15 protein-coding genes and 1 pseudogene are annotated in these 15,859 nt (G+C 70.9%); 2 read left to right on the top strand and 14 right to left on the bottom strand.

Annotation, left to right across the window (positions count from 1 at the left end; translation table 11 throughout):
* Positions 1-4: 4 nt before the first annotated feature.
* The gene (locus FJ694_RS27955) at positions 5-799 is read right to left on the bottom strand and encodes a DUF2189 domain-containing protein (protein WP_157270824.1); all 795 of its coding nucleotides are present in this window, start codon (positions 797-799) and stop codon (positions 5-7) included.
* A 203-nt stretch (positions 800-1,002) separates the two neighbouring features.
* On the opposite strand from FJ694_RS27955, the gene FJ694_RS27950 reads away from it, so the two are divergent.
* Positions 1,003-2,400, top strand: coding sequence for a formimidoylglutamate deiminase (locus FJ694_RS27950; RefSeq protein ID WP_157270823.1), 1,398 nt, complete (start codon positions 1,003-1,005; stop codon positions 2,398-2,400).
* Here FJ694_RS27950 and FJ694_RS27945 read toward each other — a convergent pair.
* From FJ694_RS27945 to FJ694_RS27900, 11 genes and pseudogenes are all read right to left on the bottom strand, one after another.
* The gene (locus FJ694_RS27945; RefSeq protein ID WP_157270822.1) at positions 2,354-3,226 is read right to left on the bottom strand and encodes a DMT family transporter; all 873 of its coding nucleotides are present in this window, start codon (positions 3,224-3,226) and stop codon (positions 2,354-2,356) included. The genes FJ694_RS27950 and FJ694_RS27945 overlap by 47 nt on opposite strands.
* A 100-nt stretch (positions 3,227-3,326) precedes the next feature.
* Entirely contained in the window at positions 3,327-4,328 is a 1,002-nt protein-coding gene (locus tag FJ694_RS27940) for an aldo/keto reductase (RefSeq protein ID WP_157270835.1), read from the bottom strand.
* 5 nt (positions 4,329-4,333) lie between these two features.
* Positions 4,334-5,299, bottom strand: a complete 966-nt coding sequence (locus FJ694_RS27935) for a Gfo/Idh/MocA family oxidoreductase (protein WP_157270821.1) — start codon at positions 5,297-5,299, stop codon at positions 4,334-4,336.
* A 1-nt stretch (position 5,300) separates the two neighbouring features.
* Positions 5,301-6,182 carry a class III extradiol dioxygenase subunit beta gene (locus FJ694_RS37385; RefSeq protein ID WP_232540252.1) on the bottom strand — a complete coding sequence of 294 codons (882 nt, stop codon included), beginning with the start codon at positions 6,180-6,182 and terminating at the stop codon, positions 5,301-5,303.
* Positions 6,183-6,353: 171 nt separating this feature from the next.
* Positions 6,354-6,674 (bottom strand): annotated as a pseudogene (gene ligA, locus FJ694_RS37380) (protocatechuate 4,5-dioxygenase subunit alpha); the annotation flags it as partial.
* A 10-nt stretch (positions 6,675-6,684) separates the two neighbouring features.
* On the bottom strand, positions 6,685-7,623 hold the full coding sequence (locus FJ694_RS27925) for an amidohydrolase family protein (RefSeq protein ID WP_157270819.1): 939 nt from the start codon (positions 7,621-7,623) through the stop codon (positions 6,685-6,687).
* Positions 7,624-7,629: 6 nt separating this feature from the next.
* On the bottom strand, positions 7,630-8,571 hold the full coding sequence (locus tag FJ694_RS27920; protein WP_157270818.1) for an NAD(P)-dependent oxidoreductase: 942 nt from the start codon (positions 8,569-8,571) through the stop codon (positions 7,630-7,632).
* 16 nt (positions 8,572-8,587) lie between these two features.
* On the bottom strand, positions 8,588-9,271 hold the full coding sequence (ligK, locus tag FJ694_RS27915) for a 4-carboxy-4-hydroxy-2-oxoadipate aldolase/oxaloacetate decarboxylase (protein ID WP_157270817.1): 684 nt from the start codon (positions 9,269-9,271) through the stop codon (positions 8,588-8,590).
* Between the two features lie 45 nt (positions 9,272-9,316).
* A complete protein-coding gene (locus FJ694_RS27910) occupies positions 9,317-10,345 on the bottom strand; it encodes an amidohydrolase family protein (protein ID WP_157270816.1) in 1,029 nt (342 codons plus the stop codon).
* Positions 10,346-10,420: 75 nt separating this feature from the next.
* On the bottom strand, positions 10,421-11,791 hold the full coding sequence (locus tag FJ694_RS27905; protein WP_198321037.1) for an MFS transporter: 1,371 nt from the start codon (positions 11,789-11,791) through the stop codon (positions 10,421-10,423).
* Positions 11,792-12,037: 246 nt separating this feature from the next.
* On the bottom strand, positions 12,038-12,973 hold the full coding sequence (locus FJ694_RS27900; RefSeq protein ID WP_157270814.1) for a LysR family transcriptional regulator: 936 nt from the start codon (positions 12,971-12,973) through the stop codon (positions 12,038-12,040).
* Positions 12,974-13,075: 102 nt separating this feature from the next.
* Between FJ694_RS27900 and FJ694_RS36830 the strand changes: the two genes are divergently transcribed.
* Positions 13,076-13,249, top strand: a complete 174-nt coding sequence (locus FJ694_RS36830) for a DUF6726 family protein (RefSeq protein WP_198321038.1) — start codon at positions 13,076-13,078, stop codon at positions 13,247-13,249.
* Positions 13,250-13,294: 45 nt separating this feature from the next.
* Here the strand turns inward: FJ694_RS36830 and FJ694_RS37375 are convergent, their stop codons facing one another.
* On the bottom strand, positions 13,295-13,630 hold the full coding sequence (locus tag FJ694_RS37375; RefSeq protein ID WP_232540251.1) for a response regulator: 336 nt from the start codon (positions 13,628-13,630) through the stop codon (positions 13,295-13,297).
* On the bottom strand, positions 13,519-15,546 hold the full coding sequence (locus tag FJ694_RS27895) for a PAS domain-containing hybrid sensor histidine kinase/response regulator (protein WP_232540250.1): 2,028 nt from the start codon (positions 15,544-15,546) through the stop codon (positions 13,519-13,521). Before FJ694_RS27895 ends, FJ694_RS37375 begins: the two co-directional genes overlap by 112 nt.
* Positions 15,547-15,859: the final 313 nt, after the last annotated feature.

Below are 15,859 nucleotides of genomic sequence, written 5' to 3'. Positions count from 1 at the left end.
TCGGTCAGTCCTCGACCAGCTCCCGGTACGCATGCCAGCTCGCGTGCGCCAGCAGCGGGAAGGCGAAGATCAGGCCCAGCATCAGCGTCAGGAAGCCGAACAGCGTGAGCGCGGCGATGCACGCGGCCCAGGCCAGCATCGGCAACGGGTTACGAGCACAGCAGCGCAGGCTGGTGAGCACGGCGGTGACGACGTCCACCGGGCGGTCCACCAGCATCGGCGCCGTGACCACGCTCAGCGCGAACACGGCCGCGGCCAGCAGCGCGCCGGTGCCGGCAAAGAGCAGCAGCAGGTCCAGGTGCTGCCCGACCACGAAGCCTGACAGCAGCTGCGACAGCACGATCGGCTCACCGTCGTAATGGAAGGCGAACAGGATCGCGGCCAAGCGCTCCCAGGCGATGTAGGCCATCGCCAGCAGCAGCCCGAACAGCGCGATGGAGCCGGCATTGCCGCGCACGGCGGCCCAGGCGCGGCGCACGTCCACCGAGTCGCCCTCCTCCAGCTGCCGCGTCAACCCGTACAGCGTGATGGCCAGGAACGGGCCGACCAGCAGGAAGCCGCCCAGCAGCGCCGGCGCAATGTAGGTGGCCTTCCAGGTCACGGTGCTGAGCAGCATGCCGACGGCGGCCACCAGCAGCCCCATCCCGAGACTGAGGCCCGGCGTGCGCAAGGTGTCGCGCGCGCCCAGGCGCAGCCAGTGCAGGGGACGGTTCGCGGCGATCCGGCGCACCTGCGGTGCTTGCGAGGCCTGGGCCGGATGGCGGTGGGCGAGGCTGTGTCGATCGAGCGAGTGGTCCATGGCGAACTCCTGCGCGGTGGGAAAGACAAGCCGGCACGGCACGGTGACGTAAAGCGTCACACCGCGCTGCGCGCACTGGTGCGAATGCTAGCGAGGTGATTTCCCGGGCTCCAGTGCGGGCAGGAAGTTGAGAGCGCAATGGGGAAAAGCCGGCCGGCGCGGCGTACCCTGTGCCGGCGTCGCACTGCCCTGGAGAGAGAGCCATGCTGGAGAGACTGTGGGCGCCGCGCGCCTGGCTGCCGGGCGGCTGGCGCGAACGGGTGCTGCTGGAGATCCAGCCCGGCAGCCGCGGCGGCCGCTGGGCCGCGATCACGCCGAACGTGGACGCGCCGCCCGGCGCCGAAGTCGCCGCCGGGCCGCTGCTGCCCGGCTTCGTGGACGCGCACGGCCATGCCTTCCAGCGCGCCTTCGCCGGGCTGGCCGAGCGGCGCGAGCGCGCCGACGACGACTTCTGGTCCTGGCGCGAGCGCATGTACGGCGTGGCGCTGCGCATCACGCCGGCGCAGCTGCAGGCGGTGGCGGCGCAACTCTTCATCGAGCTGCTGCGCGGCGGCTACACGCAGGCGTGCGAGTTCCACTACCTGCAGCACGACGTGGACGGACGGCCCTACGCCGACCCGCTGGCGCTGTCCTGGGCGCTGGCGGACGCCGCGGCCGAGGCGGGCATCGGGCTGACGCTGCTGCCCGTGCTCTACGAGCGCGCGGGTTTCAAGCAGCCCGCCCTGCGCCAGGAGCAGCGGCGCTTCCGGCTCGACGCGCGTGGGGTGTGGGAGGCAATGCGGCGCATCGAGGCGGCGCGGCGGCCGCTGCTGGGCGCGGGGCTGGCCATCCACTCGCTGCGGGCGGCGGCGCCCGCGTCGATCCTGGAACTGCGCGACCTGTCGGAGGATTTCGAGGGTCCCATCCACATCCACGTCGCGGAGCAGCCGGCGGAAGTGAAGGACTGCCTTGCCGCCACCGGCGAGCGGCCGCTCGAGTGGCTGTACGGCCAGGGGCTACTCGATCCGCGCTGGCAGCTGGTGCACGCCACGCATGCCACACCGAAGGAGATCGCCGCGGTGGACGCCAGCGGCGCCGGCGTGGTGATTTGCCCCACCACCGAGGCCAACCTGGGCGACGGGCTGCCGGCCCTGGACGCCTGGCTCGCGGCCGGCGTGGGCGTGGCCGTCGGCTCGGACAGCCAGGTGTCGCGCGACGCGGTCGAGGAGCTGCGCTGGCTGGAGTATGGCCAGCGGTTGCGGCTGCAACGGCGCAACGTGGCCGCGGCGCCGGGGCTGCGTGAACCGTCCACGGCGGCTCGGCTGGTCGATGCGGTGACGGCCGGTGGCGCCGCGGCGGCGGGCGAGCCGGCCTGGGGTCTTGCGGTCGGCGCGCGGGCGGACGCGCTGGTGGCGGACATGGACGCCGACGGGCTGCTGGGCGGGCCGCCCGAGCAGCTGCTGGACGCGCTGCTGTTCGCCGGGCCCACGCGGCCTTGGCGCGACGTGCTGGTGGCGGGCGGGTGGGCGATCCGCAACGGCCGGCATGCGCAGGGCGCGGCCGTGGCGCGGCGGTTCAGGGATGCGATGGACGCGCTGTGGGCGTCCGCCCCGAGCGGTTGATCAGCAGCGAGGCCAGGATCACCGCGCCGCCGGCGGCCAGCCGCGGCAGGTCGGCGTCGCGGTTCCAGATCAGCAGGTTCACCAGCAGCCCGGCCGGCACGTGCAGCTCGTTCATCACGGCCAGCGTGCCGGCGTCCACGCGCGTGCTGCCCAGCACCCACCAGTACATGCCCAGCGCGGTGGCGAACAGCCCCATCCAGACCAGCACGCCCCACTGCACGGCGTCGTGCGGCAGCTTGGCCGGGTTGCCGAACAGCAGCCACGAGGGCAACGCCAGCAGCATCGCGCCCAGGAAGAAGTGGCCGAAGAGGCGGTGCAGCGGCACCGCGGGCCGGTACTTCGCCAGCAGGTGGCGGCACAGCACCTGGCCGGCGGCGAAGGTGGCGTTGGCGACCTGCAGAAGGACGAAGCCCAGCAGGTATTCGCCTTCGAGGGGGTGCAGCCGGATGATGGCGCCGCCGCCCACGGCCACCGCCGCGGCCAGCAGCGCGCGCCGGTTGAAGCGGCCCTCCAGCGCGTCGTCGATCAGCGTGACGTAGATCGGCGTGAGCACCGTGAACAGCAGCACCTCCGGCACCGTCAGCACGTTGAAGCTGCGGTAGAGGCACAGGTACGTGACGCCGAACTGCAGCGCGCCGGCCAGCCAGAAGCCGGCCACGAGCAGACGCTGCAGGCCGCGCCACGCGGTCAGCGGCACGAACACGGCCGCGGCGATGGCCACGCGCACCAGCACGGCGAAGTCGCTGTCCACCCGGCCGGCCAGGTACTGGCCGATCAGGCTGAACGAGAAGGCCCAAAGGCCGGTGACGACGAGGAGGTAGGGCATGGCGGGAAAGCACTGCAACCGCGCGCGCGGCGGAAAGCCGCGCATGATGCCTCGACACCCGGCGCGCGCCGCCGGGCCTGCGGCGTGGCCTTGACCGGGGTCAGAACTCCTCGGTGTCGATCTCGCGCTGCGTGGCCTCGTTGTAGCGCGCGCCGACCACCGTGCCCGGGTTGATCAGCGCCTCCACCTCGGCGCGCGTGGCCGCGTCGAGCTGCACGTTGGCGGCACCCAGGTCCTCTTCCAGGTGAGAAACCTGCGTGGTGCCGGGAATCGGGATGACGTCCTCGCCCTGCGCCAGCAGCCAGGCCAGCGACAGCTGCGCCGGCGTGCAGCCGCGCCCCTCGGCGATGCGCCTCAATCCCTCGTACAGCGCCAGGTTGCGCGCGTAATTGTCCGGGTGGAAGCGCGGCATGCCGCGGCGGATGTCCTTGGCGTCGAGCGCCGTGACGTCGCCCACGCCGCCGGCCAGGAAGCCGCGCCCCAACGGGCTGAACGCGACGAAGGCCACGCCAAGCTCGCGGCAGGCCTGCAGCACCGCGATTTCCGGGTTGCGCGTCCACAGTGAGTACTCGGTCTGCAGCGCCGCGATCGGGTGCACCGCGTGCGCGCGGCGCAGCGTCGCGGCCGACACCTCCGACAGCCCCAGCGTGCGCACTTTGCCGGCGCGCACCAGGTCGGCCATGGCGCCCACCGACTCCTCGATGGGCACGTTCATGTCCAGGCGGTGCAGGTAGTAGAGGTCGATCACCTCCACGCCCAGGCGCCGCAGGCTGTCCTCGCAGTTGCGTCGGATCGCCTCGGGCCGGCCGTCGATGACGCGGCGCGTCACGCCGTCCTCATCCCGGACGCCGGCCATGCCGCCCTTGCTCGCCAGCGTGAAGCGCTCGCGGTGGGCCTTGAGCACCCGCCCGACCAGCGTCTCGTTGGCGCCGAAGCCGTAGAGGGCCGCGGTGTCGAAGAGCGTGACGCCCAGGTCGAGCGCGCGCAGCAGCAGCCGCTCGGCGTCCTCGGCCGGCGGCGGCACGCCGTAGGCGTGGCTCAGGTTCATGCAGCCCAGCCCGATGGCCGAGACGCTGAAGGGTCCGATGCGGCGCTGCTGCATGGCGATCAACCCGCGTTCAGTTGCTGCTCCAGCTGGTGCAGCACCTCGTAGCAGGGCAGCACCTGCGCCACGCTGGAGTTGGGCTCGCGGCCCTCGCGGATGGCAGCGAAGAACTCGCGGTCCTGCAGCTCGATGCCGTTCATCGACACGTCCACCTTCGACACGTCGATCTTCTCCTCCTTGCCGTTGACCAGGTCGTCGTAGCGCGCGATGTAGGTGCCGCTGTCGCCGATGTAGCGGAAGAAGGTGCCCAGCGGCCCGTCGTTGTTGAAGGACAGCGAGAGCGTGCAGATCGCGCCGTTGGCCGCCTTGAGCTGGATGCTCATGTCCATGGCGATGCCGAGCTGCGGATGGATCGGGCCCTGCACGGCATTGGCCTTCACGATCGGGCTGCCGGCCTGGTAGGCGAACAGGTCCACCGTGTGCGCGGCGTGGTGCCACAGCAGGTGGTCGGTCCAGCTGCGCGGCTGGCCCAGCGCGTTCATGTTGGTGCGGCGGAAGAAGTAGGTCTGCACATCCATCTGCTGGATGTTGAACTCGCCAGCCTCGATCTTCTTGTGGATCCACTGGTGGCTGGGGTTGAAGCGCCGGGTGTGGCCGCACATGGCCACCAGGCCCTTCTCCTTCTGCAGCCGCACCACTTCCTGCGCGTCGGACAGCTTGTCGGCCAGCGGGATCTCGACCTGCACGTGCTTGCCAGCCTGCAGGCACTGGATCGCCTGCGCGGCGTGCATCTGCGTGGGCGTGCACAGGATCACGGCGTCCACCTCGGGCAGCGCCAGGCTGTCGGCAAGCTCGGTGGTGACGTGCCGGATGCCGTACTTGTCGGCCACCTCGCGCGTCTTCTCCAGGTCGCGGCTGACGAGCGAGACCACCTCGACGCCGTCGATGTTCTTGATGCCGTCCAGGTGCTTGATGCCGAAGGCGCCGGCGCCGGCCAGCGCGACCTTGATCGTCTTGTTGTCAGCCATGTCAGTTGTTCTCCAGGATGAGGTGGCCCACGGCCGTGTTCGATGCGGGCACGTGGTAGAAGCGGTGTTTCAGCGTGGGCTTGTTGCCGCCGCCCACGTCGCTCATCGCGCCGCGGGCGATCAGCCACATCACCAGCTCGATGCCCTCGCTGCCGGCCTCGCGCACGTAGTCGATGTGCGGAATGGCGGCCGCGGCCGCGGGGTCGTCGATGAGCTTGTCCAGGAAGGCGTTGTCCCACTCGCGGTTGATCAGCCCCGCGCGCGGGCCCTGCAGCTGGTGGCTCATGCCGCCGGTGCCCCAGATCTGCACCTTCAGCGGCGCGTCGTAGCTCTCGATCGCGCGGCGGATCGCCTGGCCGAGCGCGAAGCAGCGCGCGCCCGAAGGCACCGGGTACTGCACCACGTTGACGTGGAAGGGGATGACCTTGACCGGCCACTCCTCGGGCGAGCCGAACAGCAGGTTCATCGGCACGGTCAGGCCGTGGTCCACCTTCAGCTCGTTGACGAGGGTGAGGTCGAAGTCCTGCTGGATCACGGACTGCGCGATGTGGCTGGCCAGCTCCGGATGGCCGATGACCTTGGGCACCGGGCGCGGGCCGTAGCCCTCGTCGGCCGGCTCGAACTCGGCCGCGGTGCCGATGGCGAAGGTCGGGATCACGCCCAGGTCGAAGCTCGTGGCGTGGTCGTTGTAGACCAGGAACACCACGTCGGGCCGGTTCTCGCGCATCCACTGCCGCGACGGCTCGTAGCCGGCGAACAGCGGCTTCCAGTACGCCTCCTCGGTCTTGCCCAGGTCGATGGCCGCGCCGATGGCGGGCACGTGCGAGGTGTAGACCGAGGCGGTGATGCGCGCATGGACCGCCTCCTCCTGCGCGCCACCCATGCGGCTGGCCGCGTGGTCGGCCATGACCTGCGCCGCCAGGGCGTCTTGGTTGCTCAGCTCCCATGACTGCCAGGCGTCGGAGCGCGCCACGGGGCCCTGCGCGTCGCCGCTCTCGCCCTGGTAGCGGTTGCCCTCGGGGCTGCGGCCGCCGCCGACCATCATGTCGCGGTACTGGTGCTCGCTCATGCCGGTCATGCTGCCGGCCATCTGCTGGAACGACAGCCCGTCGGTGGCGCCGAGCTTGGCCAGGAAGTAGATGTTGCCGCCGGTACGCATCATCCAGTTCAGGTCGCGCGCGCGCACGGCCGCGCGCTGCTCCTCGCTCATCGGCCATTCGGCCAGGTAGGCGTCCTCGTCCTGCTTGAAGCGCGCGCGGTTCTCGGCCTTCATCAGCGACATGCAGAACTGGTTGAGCCAGTATCCCTTGCGCGACTGGTCGGCGTCGAAAATGGTCGTGCCGGGCACGTCCTTGTAGGGTTTGTGCAATGCCATGGTCGTCTCCTTACTTCGCGGCTTCGTCGGGCCAGTACAGCCGCATCGGGTTGTCCACCAGCAGCTTCCTCTGCAGCTCGGCCGTGGGCGCGATGTGCGGGATGAAGTCCACCAGCAGCCCGTCGTCGGGCATGTGGCCCTTGAGGTTGGGGTGCGGCCAGTCGGTGCCCCACAGCACGCGGTCCGGGAACTCCTCCACCACGCGGCGCGCGAACGGCACCACGTCGCGGTAGGCGTTCTGTTCACCGTCGAGCGCCGGCGGGCCGCTCACCGACAGCCGCTCCGGGCAGCTGACCTTGCTCCAGACGTTCGGATGCTGGCGCATGAACTTCAGGAACAGCTCGAATTCCGGGCCGTCGATCGGCTTGGTCACGTCCGGGCGGCCCATGTGGTCCACCACCACCGTGGTGGGCAGCGCGGTGAAGAAGTCCCACAGCTCGGGCAGGTCCACCGCCTCGAAGTAGATCACCACGTGCCAGCCCAGCCTGGCGATGCGCCCGGCGATCTCCATGAGCTCGTCCTTGGGCGTGAAATCGACCAGCCGCTTGACGAAGTTGAAGCGCACGCCGCGCACGCCGGCGTCGTGCAGCGCCTGCAGCTCGTCGTCGCTGACGCCGCGCTTGACGGTGGCCACGCCGCGCGCCTTGCCTTCGCTGTGCAGCAGCGCATCGGCCAGCGCGCGGTTGTCGGCGCCGTGGCAGGTGGCCTGCACGATGACGTTGCGCTCGAAACCGAGGTGGTCGCGCAGCGCGAAGAGCTGCTCCTTCGAAGCGTCGCAGGGCGTGTACTTGCGCTCGGGCGCGTACGGGAACTTGTCTCCCGGGCCGAACACATGGCAGTGCGCATCGACGCTGCCCGCGGGCACCTGGAAGCGCGGCTTGCTGGGGCCCTCGTACCAGTCGAGCCAGCCGGGGGTCTTGGTGAAGTCGCCGGTGGTGGGTTTGCTCATGGTGGTTCAGTCCTTGGTGTCCGTGGGTTTGACGTGGGCCAGGATGCGGTCGGCTTCAAGCCGCCAGTCGGGGCTGCGCGCGAACTGCTGCGTGCCACGGGCGCCGAACAGCCCCTGGTCGGCCAGGTCCGCGACCCAGGCCTGGCGCTCGGCGGTGCCGGATGCCGACCAGGGCTCCAGCCCCGCCTCGCGCACCGTCTCGGCCACCTCGCGCACCTCCTCGCTGCGGCGGCGGCCATGCTCGATGACGCGCTGGAAGAAGTAGGCGGCCTGCTTCTCCCAGTCGATGCCGGGAAAGGTCTCGTGCAGCGAGGCGATCACCGCGTCCTCCACGCCGTAGTGGCGGGCGGCAGTGAAGCTCTCGATGACCATGGCCTCCAGGCCCTTGATCATCACGCTGCGGCACATCTTGGTGGCCGATGCCACGCCGAGCCGGTCGCTGGCCACCCTGGCGTCGAAGCCGAGGGCCTTGAGCAGCGGTTCGAGCTCGCGGGCGCTGGCGCCGCCCAGCAGCAGCGGCACGCGGATGCGGTAGGGCGGGATGGAGGTCATCACCGCGCCCTCGACGTAGCGGCCACCCGCCGCGTCGATCAGCGCCGCGGCGCGCTGCTTGGCGCCGGGCGAGGCGGAGTTGAAGTCCAGGAAGAAGGCGCCGGGCCTGATGCCCGGCGCGCAGGCCCGCGCCACCGGCACGGCCTGGCTGGCGGTCACGGCGCTGACGATGAAGTCGGCGCGCGCGGCCAGCTCGGCATGCGAGGCGGCCAGAGTCACGCCATGGGCGCGGGCATGCGCCGCCGGCGCCTCGGCCGTTGCCGGCGCATCGAGCTTCAGGTCGTAGGCCGAGACGGCGACGCCCTGCGCGCGCAGGTCCTCGGCCAGGATACGGCCGACCTCGCCGTAGCCGACGAGGCCGACGCTCCACTGCCTAGGGTCGGGTGCAAGAGACATGGCGTGCGCGTGCCGGTCAGTCGATGTACTTCAGCCCGGCCTTTTCCAGCGGGCCGCGCATGTTGTACATGTCCAGGCCCAGGATGCCCGAGGCCAGCTTGGCGCGCTTCTCGCCTTCGAAGCTCTCGCGCTTGGCGGCGGCTTCAGCCACTTCAACCACCCTGGCCCTGGGCACGCAGCAGATGCCGTCGTCGTCGGCGACGATGGCGTCGCCCGGGTTGACCAGCATGCCCGCGCACACCACCGGGATGTTCACGGAACCCAGCGTCGCCTTGATCGTGCCCTTGGACGAGACGGCCTTGCTCCACACCGGGAAGCCCATCTCCTGCAGCACGCGCACGTCGCGCACGCCGGCGTCGATGATCAGCGCGCGCGCGCCGCGGGCCTGGAAGCTCGTGGCCAGCAGGTCGCCGAAGTAGCCGTCGGTGCAGGGCGCCGTGACCGCGGCCACGACGACGTCGCCGGGCTGGATCTGCTCCGCGGCGACGTGCATCATCCAGTTGTCTCCGGGCTGCAGCAGCACCGTGACGGCCGTGCCCGAGACCTGCGTGCCCGGGTAGATCGGGCGCATGTAGGGCTGCAGCAGGCCGACACGGCCTTGAGCCTCGTGCACGGTGGCCGAGCCCAGCGCGGCCAGGCGGTCCGTGGCCTCGCGGTCGGCGCGGGTGATGTTGCGGTAGACGACACCGAGTTCGAACATGGCAGGTTCCTTGGCTTGGGGTTGCGTGTGGTCAGGCGGCTGCGGTCACAGGCCCTTGGCCTTGAGCGCCGCGTCCAGGCGCGGGAACACGCGCCGCGCGTTGCCCTCGAACACCTGGAAGCGCTCCTCGTCGGTGAGGTTGGCCGTGGCCTCGACGTAGCGCCTGGTGTCGTCGTAGTAGTGGCCGGTCTCCGGGTCGATGCCGCGCACCGCGCCGATCATCTCGGAGGCGAACAGGATGTTCTTCACCGGGATGACCTTGGTGAGCAGGTCGATGCCGGGCTGGTGGTACACGCAGGTGTCGAAGAAGATGTTGTTGAGCAGGTGCTCGTCCAGCAGCGGCTTCTTGAGCTCCTGTGCCAGGCCGCGAAAGCGCCCCCAGTGGTAGGGCACCGCGCCGCCGCCGTGCGGAATCAGGAACTTCAGCGTCGGGAAGTCCTTGAACAGGTCGCTGGTGAGGCACTGCATGAAGGCGGTGGTGTCCGCGTTCAGGTAGTGCGCGCCGGTGGTGTGGAAGCAGGCGTTGCAGCTGGTGGAGACGTGGATCATCGCCGGGATGTCCAGCTCGACCATCTTCTCGTAGATCGGGTACCAGTGGCGGTCCGACAGCGGCGGGCTGGTCCAGTGGCCGCCGGAAGGATCGGGGTTCAGGTTGATGCCGACGAAGCCGTATTCCTTGACGCACTTCTCCAGCTCGGGGATGCACGTTGCGGGGTCAACGCCCGGCGACTGCGGCAGCATCGCCGCGCCGATGAAGTTGTCCGGGAACAGCTGGCTCACCCGGTAGCACAACTCGTTGCAGATGGCGGCCCAGGTCGAGGAGGTCTCGAAGTCGCCGATGTGGTGCGCCATGAAGCTCGCGCGCGGGCTGAAGACGGTGAGGTCGGAGCCACGCTGCTTCATCAGCCTGAGCTGGTTGGTCTCGATCGACTCGCGCAGCTCGTCGTCGCTGATCTTCAGGCTCTTCGGGTCGGGCTTCCTGCCCGGGTCCTTGAGCGAGGCGATCTGCAGGTCGCGCCAGGCGCCCAGCGCAGCCGGAGCGGTGGTGTAGTGGCCGTGAACGTCGATGATCATCGAGGTCTCCTGTCTAGGTATGGGTGGCTGAGCGGGCCGCACGCCGGCGCGCCGGTCCGTAAAGGGAAAGGGTTCTCAGTGGCCCAGCGCCTCGCCCTGGCGCGCGCCGGCTTCGCCCGTGGGCCGCGCAGGGTGGGCGAACTGCTTGACCAGCAGCGCCACCGTGGCGATCACGCCGGGGATGGCCACCACGGCGAACACCTCGGCAAAGCTGAGCTGGCGGCGCTGCAGCTCGGCCACCAGGAACGAGCCGGCGATGCCGCCGAAGCGCCCGATGCCCAGCATCCACGACACGCCCGTGGCACGGCCCTGGGTCGGGTAAAAGGCCGCGGCCAGCGCGGGCATCGAGGACTGCGCCGTGTTCATGATCGTGCCGGCCACGAACACCACCGCCATGAGCGTGCCGACCTGGCCCACGGCCTGGCCGATGGCCCAGATCGACACCGCGGTGAGCGCGTAGCCCACGGCGATGATGCGGTCGGCGTTGTAGCGGTCCATCAGCCAGCCCGCGAAGATCGCGCCCACGCCGCCTAGCGGGAACAGCGCCGAGATCAGCGTGGCGGTCTTGGCGTCGATGCCGGCGTCGCGGAACAGGATCGGCATCCAGTTGATGAGCGCGTAGAAGATCACCAGGCCCATGAAGTAGGCCACCCACAGCGACAGCGAGCCCACGATGTACTGCCGCGACAGCACCGTGCCCAGGCCGCTCTTGGCGGCGGTGGCCGGCGCCTTCTCGGCCATGGTGAAGCGCACGGCGCCGGCGGCCGCGGCGGCGTTGATGCGCACGAGCACGGCGCGGATGCGCTCGGCGCTGAAGCCCTTGGCCACCATGTAGCGCACCGACTCCGGCAGCGCGAGCAGCATCACCGCGATCAGCAGCAGCGGCGCCACGCCGCCGAGCACCAGCACGCTGCGCCAGCCGAACTGCGGGATCATCCACGCCGCCAGGAAGCCACCGAAGGCCGCGCCCAGCGGGAAGCCGCAGAACATGGCGTTGGTGATCATGGAGCGCTTGCCGTCGGGGCAGTACTCGCTCATCAGCGTCACGGCGTTGGGCATGGCCGCGCCCAGGCCCACGCCGGTGACGAAGCGCAGCACCGTGAGCTGGTCCAGGTTGGCGGCAAAGCCCGAGGCCAGGCAGCCGAGGCCGAACACCAGCACCGAGGCGATCAGCACGTTCTTGCGGCCGAGCCGGTCGGCCAGCGGGCCGGCCGACAGCGCGCCGGCGGCCAGGCCGAACAGGGCGGCGCTGAGCACCGGTGCCAGCTGCGGCTTGCTCACGCCCCATTCATTGATCAGCGAGGGCGCGATGTAGCCGATGGCCGCCGTGTCGAAGCCGTCCAGCAGCACGACGAAGAAGCACAGGAAAAAGACCAGCCACTGGTAGCGGCTGAAGCGGCTGGCGTTGAGCAGCGCCTGGACATCGACGCTCTGGGTGGGGTTCACGCTGTTGTCTCCTGAAGGCTGCGTCCGCACGGCAGGCGCTGCCAAGGGCGGGCAGTTCGCATGCCGCCCGGGACTTGCCGGGGCGGCTTTCGTTGCGGCGCGATTCTGGAGACGGGAGCCTGGCGAACCAAGACTGCCGGGCCGATAGCTGCTATAGCAATCCGGCATGGCTTGCCAGCCGGCGCCATCTCAAAAGCGACTGCCCGCGAGCCGGGCCCCGGCCGGCCGGCCGGCCGCGGGCCGGGGTCAGTCGGTGCCGGCCGCGGCAGCCTCGCCGCCCGTGGGCAGGCCCAGGCTGAGGTCGATGAGCAGCTGCGACGCCTGCCGCAGCAGCGGCCCGGGGCGGCGCGTGGCCGAGCGCGCCAGGCACAGCACGCTGGTCAGCGGCGGGTCGGTGAGTGGACGCGCGCGCAGCGCCTGCGCCCGGGGCGACGCGGCCACGGCGCTGGCCGTGAGCACGGCGCAGCCGTGGCCAGCGGCGACCAGCTCGACGATGGCGGCGACGCTGGAAACCTCCCAGGCGATCTGCAGCTTCAGCCCGGCCAGCGCGGCCTGCGACTCCAGCTGGCGCCGGATCACGTGGGCGCGCTCAGGCAGCACCAGCGGCAGCGCGGCCAGCTCGCGCAGCGGCACCAGGGAGCGGCCCTGGACCCGGGCCGAAGGCGCGTCGCGCCGCTCGACCAGGCACAGCGGCTCGCTGAGCAGCGGCTCCACCTCCAGCCCGGGCTGGGCCTCGGGGTTGTAGAGCAGCCCGATGTCCACGCGCGAGCTCAGGATCCACTCGACGATGTGCGTGGACAGCCCCTCGACGATGGCCAGCTGCGCCCGCGGCAGCCGCGTCTTGAAGCTCTCGACCAGCGGCACGGTGAGCTTGCGGCCCATGGTCGGCGGCACGCCGATGACGATGCGGCCCACGGCCTCGTCGCGCGAGGCGCTCATGTCCTCGCGCGCCTGCGCCACCGCCTGCAGGATGCCCGTGCCGTGTTCCAGCAGCCGCCGCCCGGCCTCGGTCAGCGTCACGCCGCGGCCGTTGCGCAGCAGCAGCGTCTCGCGCAGTTCCAGCTCCAGCGCGCGCACCTGGCGGCTGAGCGCGGGCTGCGCGATGTCGAGCACCGCCGCGGCCTTGCTGAAGCTGCCGAGCTCCGCGACGTGGATGAAGTATTCGAGCTGCTTGAGGTTCACCCCGGCAGTATGGCCGCGGCATGCGTGACGGATTGCCGCCCCGGCATGGCCGGCGCGCCCGGGCCGTGTCAACGGCCGAGGGCCGGCCTTCGTTGGGTCGCGATGCGAACCGTTGTACTGATGCTTGGCGCCGCGCTGCTGTCCTCCCTGCTGGGCGGCTGCGGCGCCCTCGCCTTTCCCTGCCGCGCCACCTCGGCGGTGCTCAAGGTGGTCCCGGTGGTGGGCCATGCCGCGGCCCTGCCCACCGATGCCTGCGCGGCCGTGATCGACCCCTGAGCCGGCTTCGCCCGGCCTGGTCCGGGCCCGCGCGCCGCGCCACGTTCATCGGCAGCAATGCCGCTGCAGCAGGTCCTGCAGCTGCGCCGGCCCGAAGGGCTTGACCAGCACGTCGTCCATGCCCGCTTCCACGCAGCGCCGCCCGTCCTCGGGCAGCGCGCTGGCCGTGAGCGCCACGATGGGGGTGCGCGCCCAGCCGCGGGCCGCTTCCAGCGCGCGGATGCGGCGCGCGGCATCCAGGCCGTCCATTTCCGGCATGTGCATGTCCATCAGCACCACGTCGGGCCGTTCCTGGCCGTAGGCCTGCACGGCCTGCGCGCCGTTGACGGCCTCCTGCACGCGCATGTCCAGGCCCTGCAGGATCGCCCGCGCCAGCGCCATGTTGACCTCGTTGTCCTCGGCCACCAGGGCGCGGCGGCCGGCCAGGCCGGCGCCCTGTCGGGCTCGGGTACCGGCGCCGGCGCCGGCGGCAGCCGCAGCTCGAACCAGAACTCGGTGCCCCGCCCCGGCTCGCTGTCCACGCCCAGCTCGCCGCCGGCGAGCTGCACCAGGCTGCGCACGATGGCCAGGCCCAGCCCCGTGCCGCCGAAGCGCCGCGTCGTGGAGCTGTCGGCCTGCATGAAGGGCTCGAAGATGCGCTGCCGGTCGGCCGCGCTCAGCCCGATGCCCGTGTCGCGCACGGCCACGCGCCAGCGCCCGCCTTCCAGCGCCGACAGCTGCAGCACCACGCTGCCGCGGGCCGTGAACTTCACGGCGTTGGACAGCAGGTTGTTGAGCACCTGGCTCAGCCGCAGCGCGTCGCCCAGCAGCCAGGCCTGGGTGAGGCCCGGCTCCAAGGCCAGCCGCAAGGCCAGGCCCTTGGCCTGGGCACCCGGCTCGAACAGCGCCACGGCATCGCGCGCCAGCTGCACCAGGTCCAAGGGCGCCTGCTCCAGCTCCAGGCGGCCGGCCTCGATGCGCGAGAAGTCGAGCACGTCGTCGATCACGCCCAGCAGCAGCCGGCCCGAGCGCTCGATGACCTGCACCTGCTGCTGCTGCGCGGGTGCCAGCGGCGCTTCCTGCAGCCGCCGGGCCATGCCCAGCATGCCGTGCAGCGGCGTGCGGATCTCGTGGCTCATGTTGGCCAGGAAGGCGCTCTTGGCCTCGTTGGCGGCCTCGGCGCGCAGCTGGGCTTCGAGCAGCTGCGCCGTGCGCTCCTGGACCATGGACTGCAGGTGGTGGCGGTGCCGGTCGAGCTCGGCTTCGGACCGCACGCGCTGCGTGACGTCGAGGGCCACGCCCTGCCACGCCAGCATTCCGTCGGCGCGCCGCACCGGTGAAGCGCGCGCATGGATCCAGGCCTCCTGCCCGCCGGGCAGCCTGAACAGCAGCGTGCCCGAATAGACGCTCAGCTCGCGGGCACAGCGCGCCTCGTCCGCGACGTACCGTTCGAGCGATGCCGGGTCCATCATCGCGAACAGCGGCTGGGCGTCCGCCATGATGTCCCGCGGCTGCAGGCCGAAGATCCTGCCGGCGCCGGCACTGACGTAGCTGAAGCGCCGCTGGCCATCGACGGCCTCGTATTGGTAGACGAAGCCGTCGGGCAGGTTGTCGCCGATGGAGCGCAGCTGCTCCTCGCGCTCGCGCAACCGGGCCTCGCTCATGCGGTACTCGTGCTCGATGCGCTGGGAATTCATGCTGATCAGCGTCAGCGTGACCAGCTGGGCGGTCAGGATCTGCGCCATGGCGTAGAAGCTGCCGAAGCCCTTGAGCGCCTCGAAGGCGGTGCCGCCCGCGGCACCGCCGAGCTGGTGGGCGATGCGCACGAGATTGAGCACGGCGTAGAACGACAGCCACAGCGCCAGCAGCACGTCGTTGGAGCAAAAGTGCGCGGGCCGCCGCCACAGGGTCACGAACACCGTGCCCAGGCTCAGCGCAGCGGCCATGACGCCATAGACGACGATGCGCTGGTCCAGGTGCGCCGGGTCCAGGCTGTAGTAGCCGAACACGACGAGGAACACCGCGCCAAGGCCGGCTTCCAGCCCGGCGCCGACCCGGTGTCCGCGAAACACCAGCATGCCGCGCAGGATCAGCAGCAGCCCGCCCAGCAGCATGGCGTTGCGCAGCACCCGGACCGCCCAGGTGGACGGCAGGGCGCCCGGCACCAGCATCGCCGCCCCCAGCGCAAGACCGGCCACGCCCGCCGTCCAGAAACCGAATCCGGGGTAGGTCTTGCGCGTGCGCGACACCACCAGCATGACGATGGCCGCCGCCGCGGACAGCAGCGCGTTGGTGGTCAACAGGATCGAGGTATCCATTGGGTCCTGGGCGTTTCCTTCAACGCCGGGCCCGCACGGCAGTGCCGCACGCAGCCGATCGTGACGCTGGACCAATGCCCGCGCCGGGTCAACACCGGGCTTCGGCAGGATGCGCGCGCAACTTCGTGCCCGGCGCGGCCGCAACACGGCTGCAGCGAGAAAGCACACGGCAACACCAATACCCGAGGCTGCGATTGTGCCCGCCCGATCACGGCGCGATGCGGTGGATGCAGGAGCCGCGCTTGTCATGGCGGTAAGCTTTCTTGCCGGCAGCATAAAGCGCTCCGTTGGACGCCGCCGCGACAACGCTCCG

Source organism: Azohydromonas aeria, assembly GCF_009760915.1.
GTDB classification, from domain to species: Bacteria; Pseudomonadota; Gammaproteobacteria; order Burkholderiales; family Burkholderiaceae_C; genus Azohydromonas; species Azohydromonas aeria.
The sequence above is the reverse complement of the archived record's forward strand: the minus strand, read 5'-3'. Positions and strand labels throughout refer to the sequence as shown.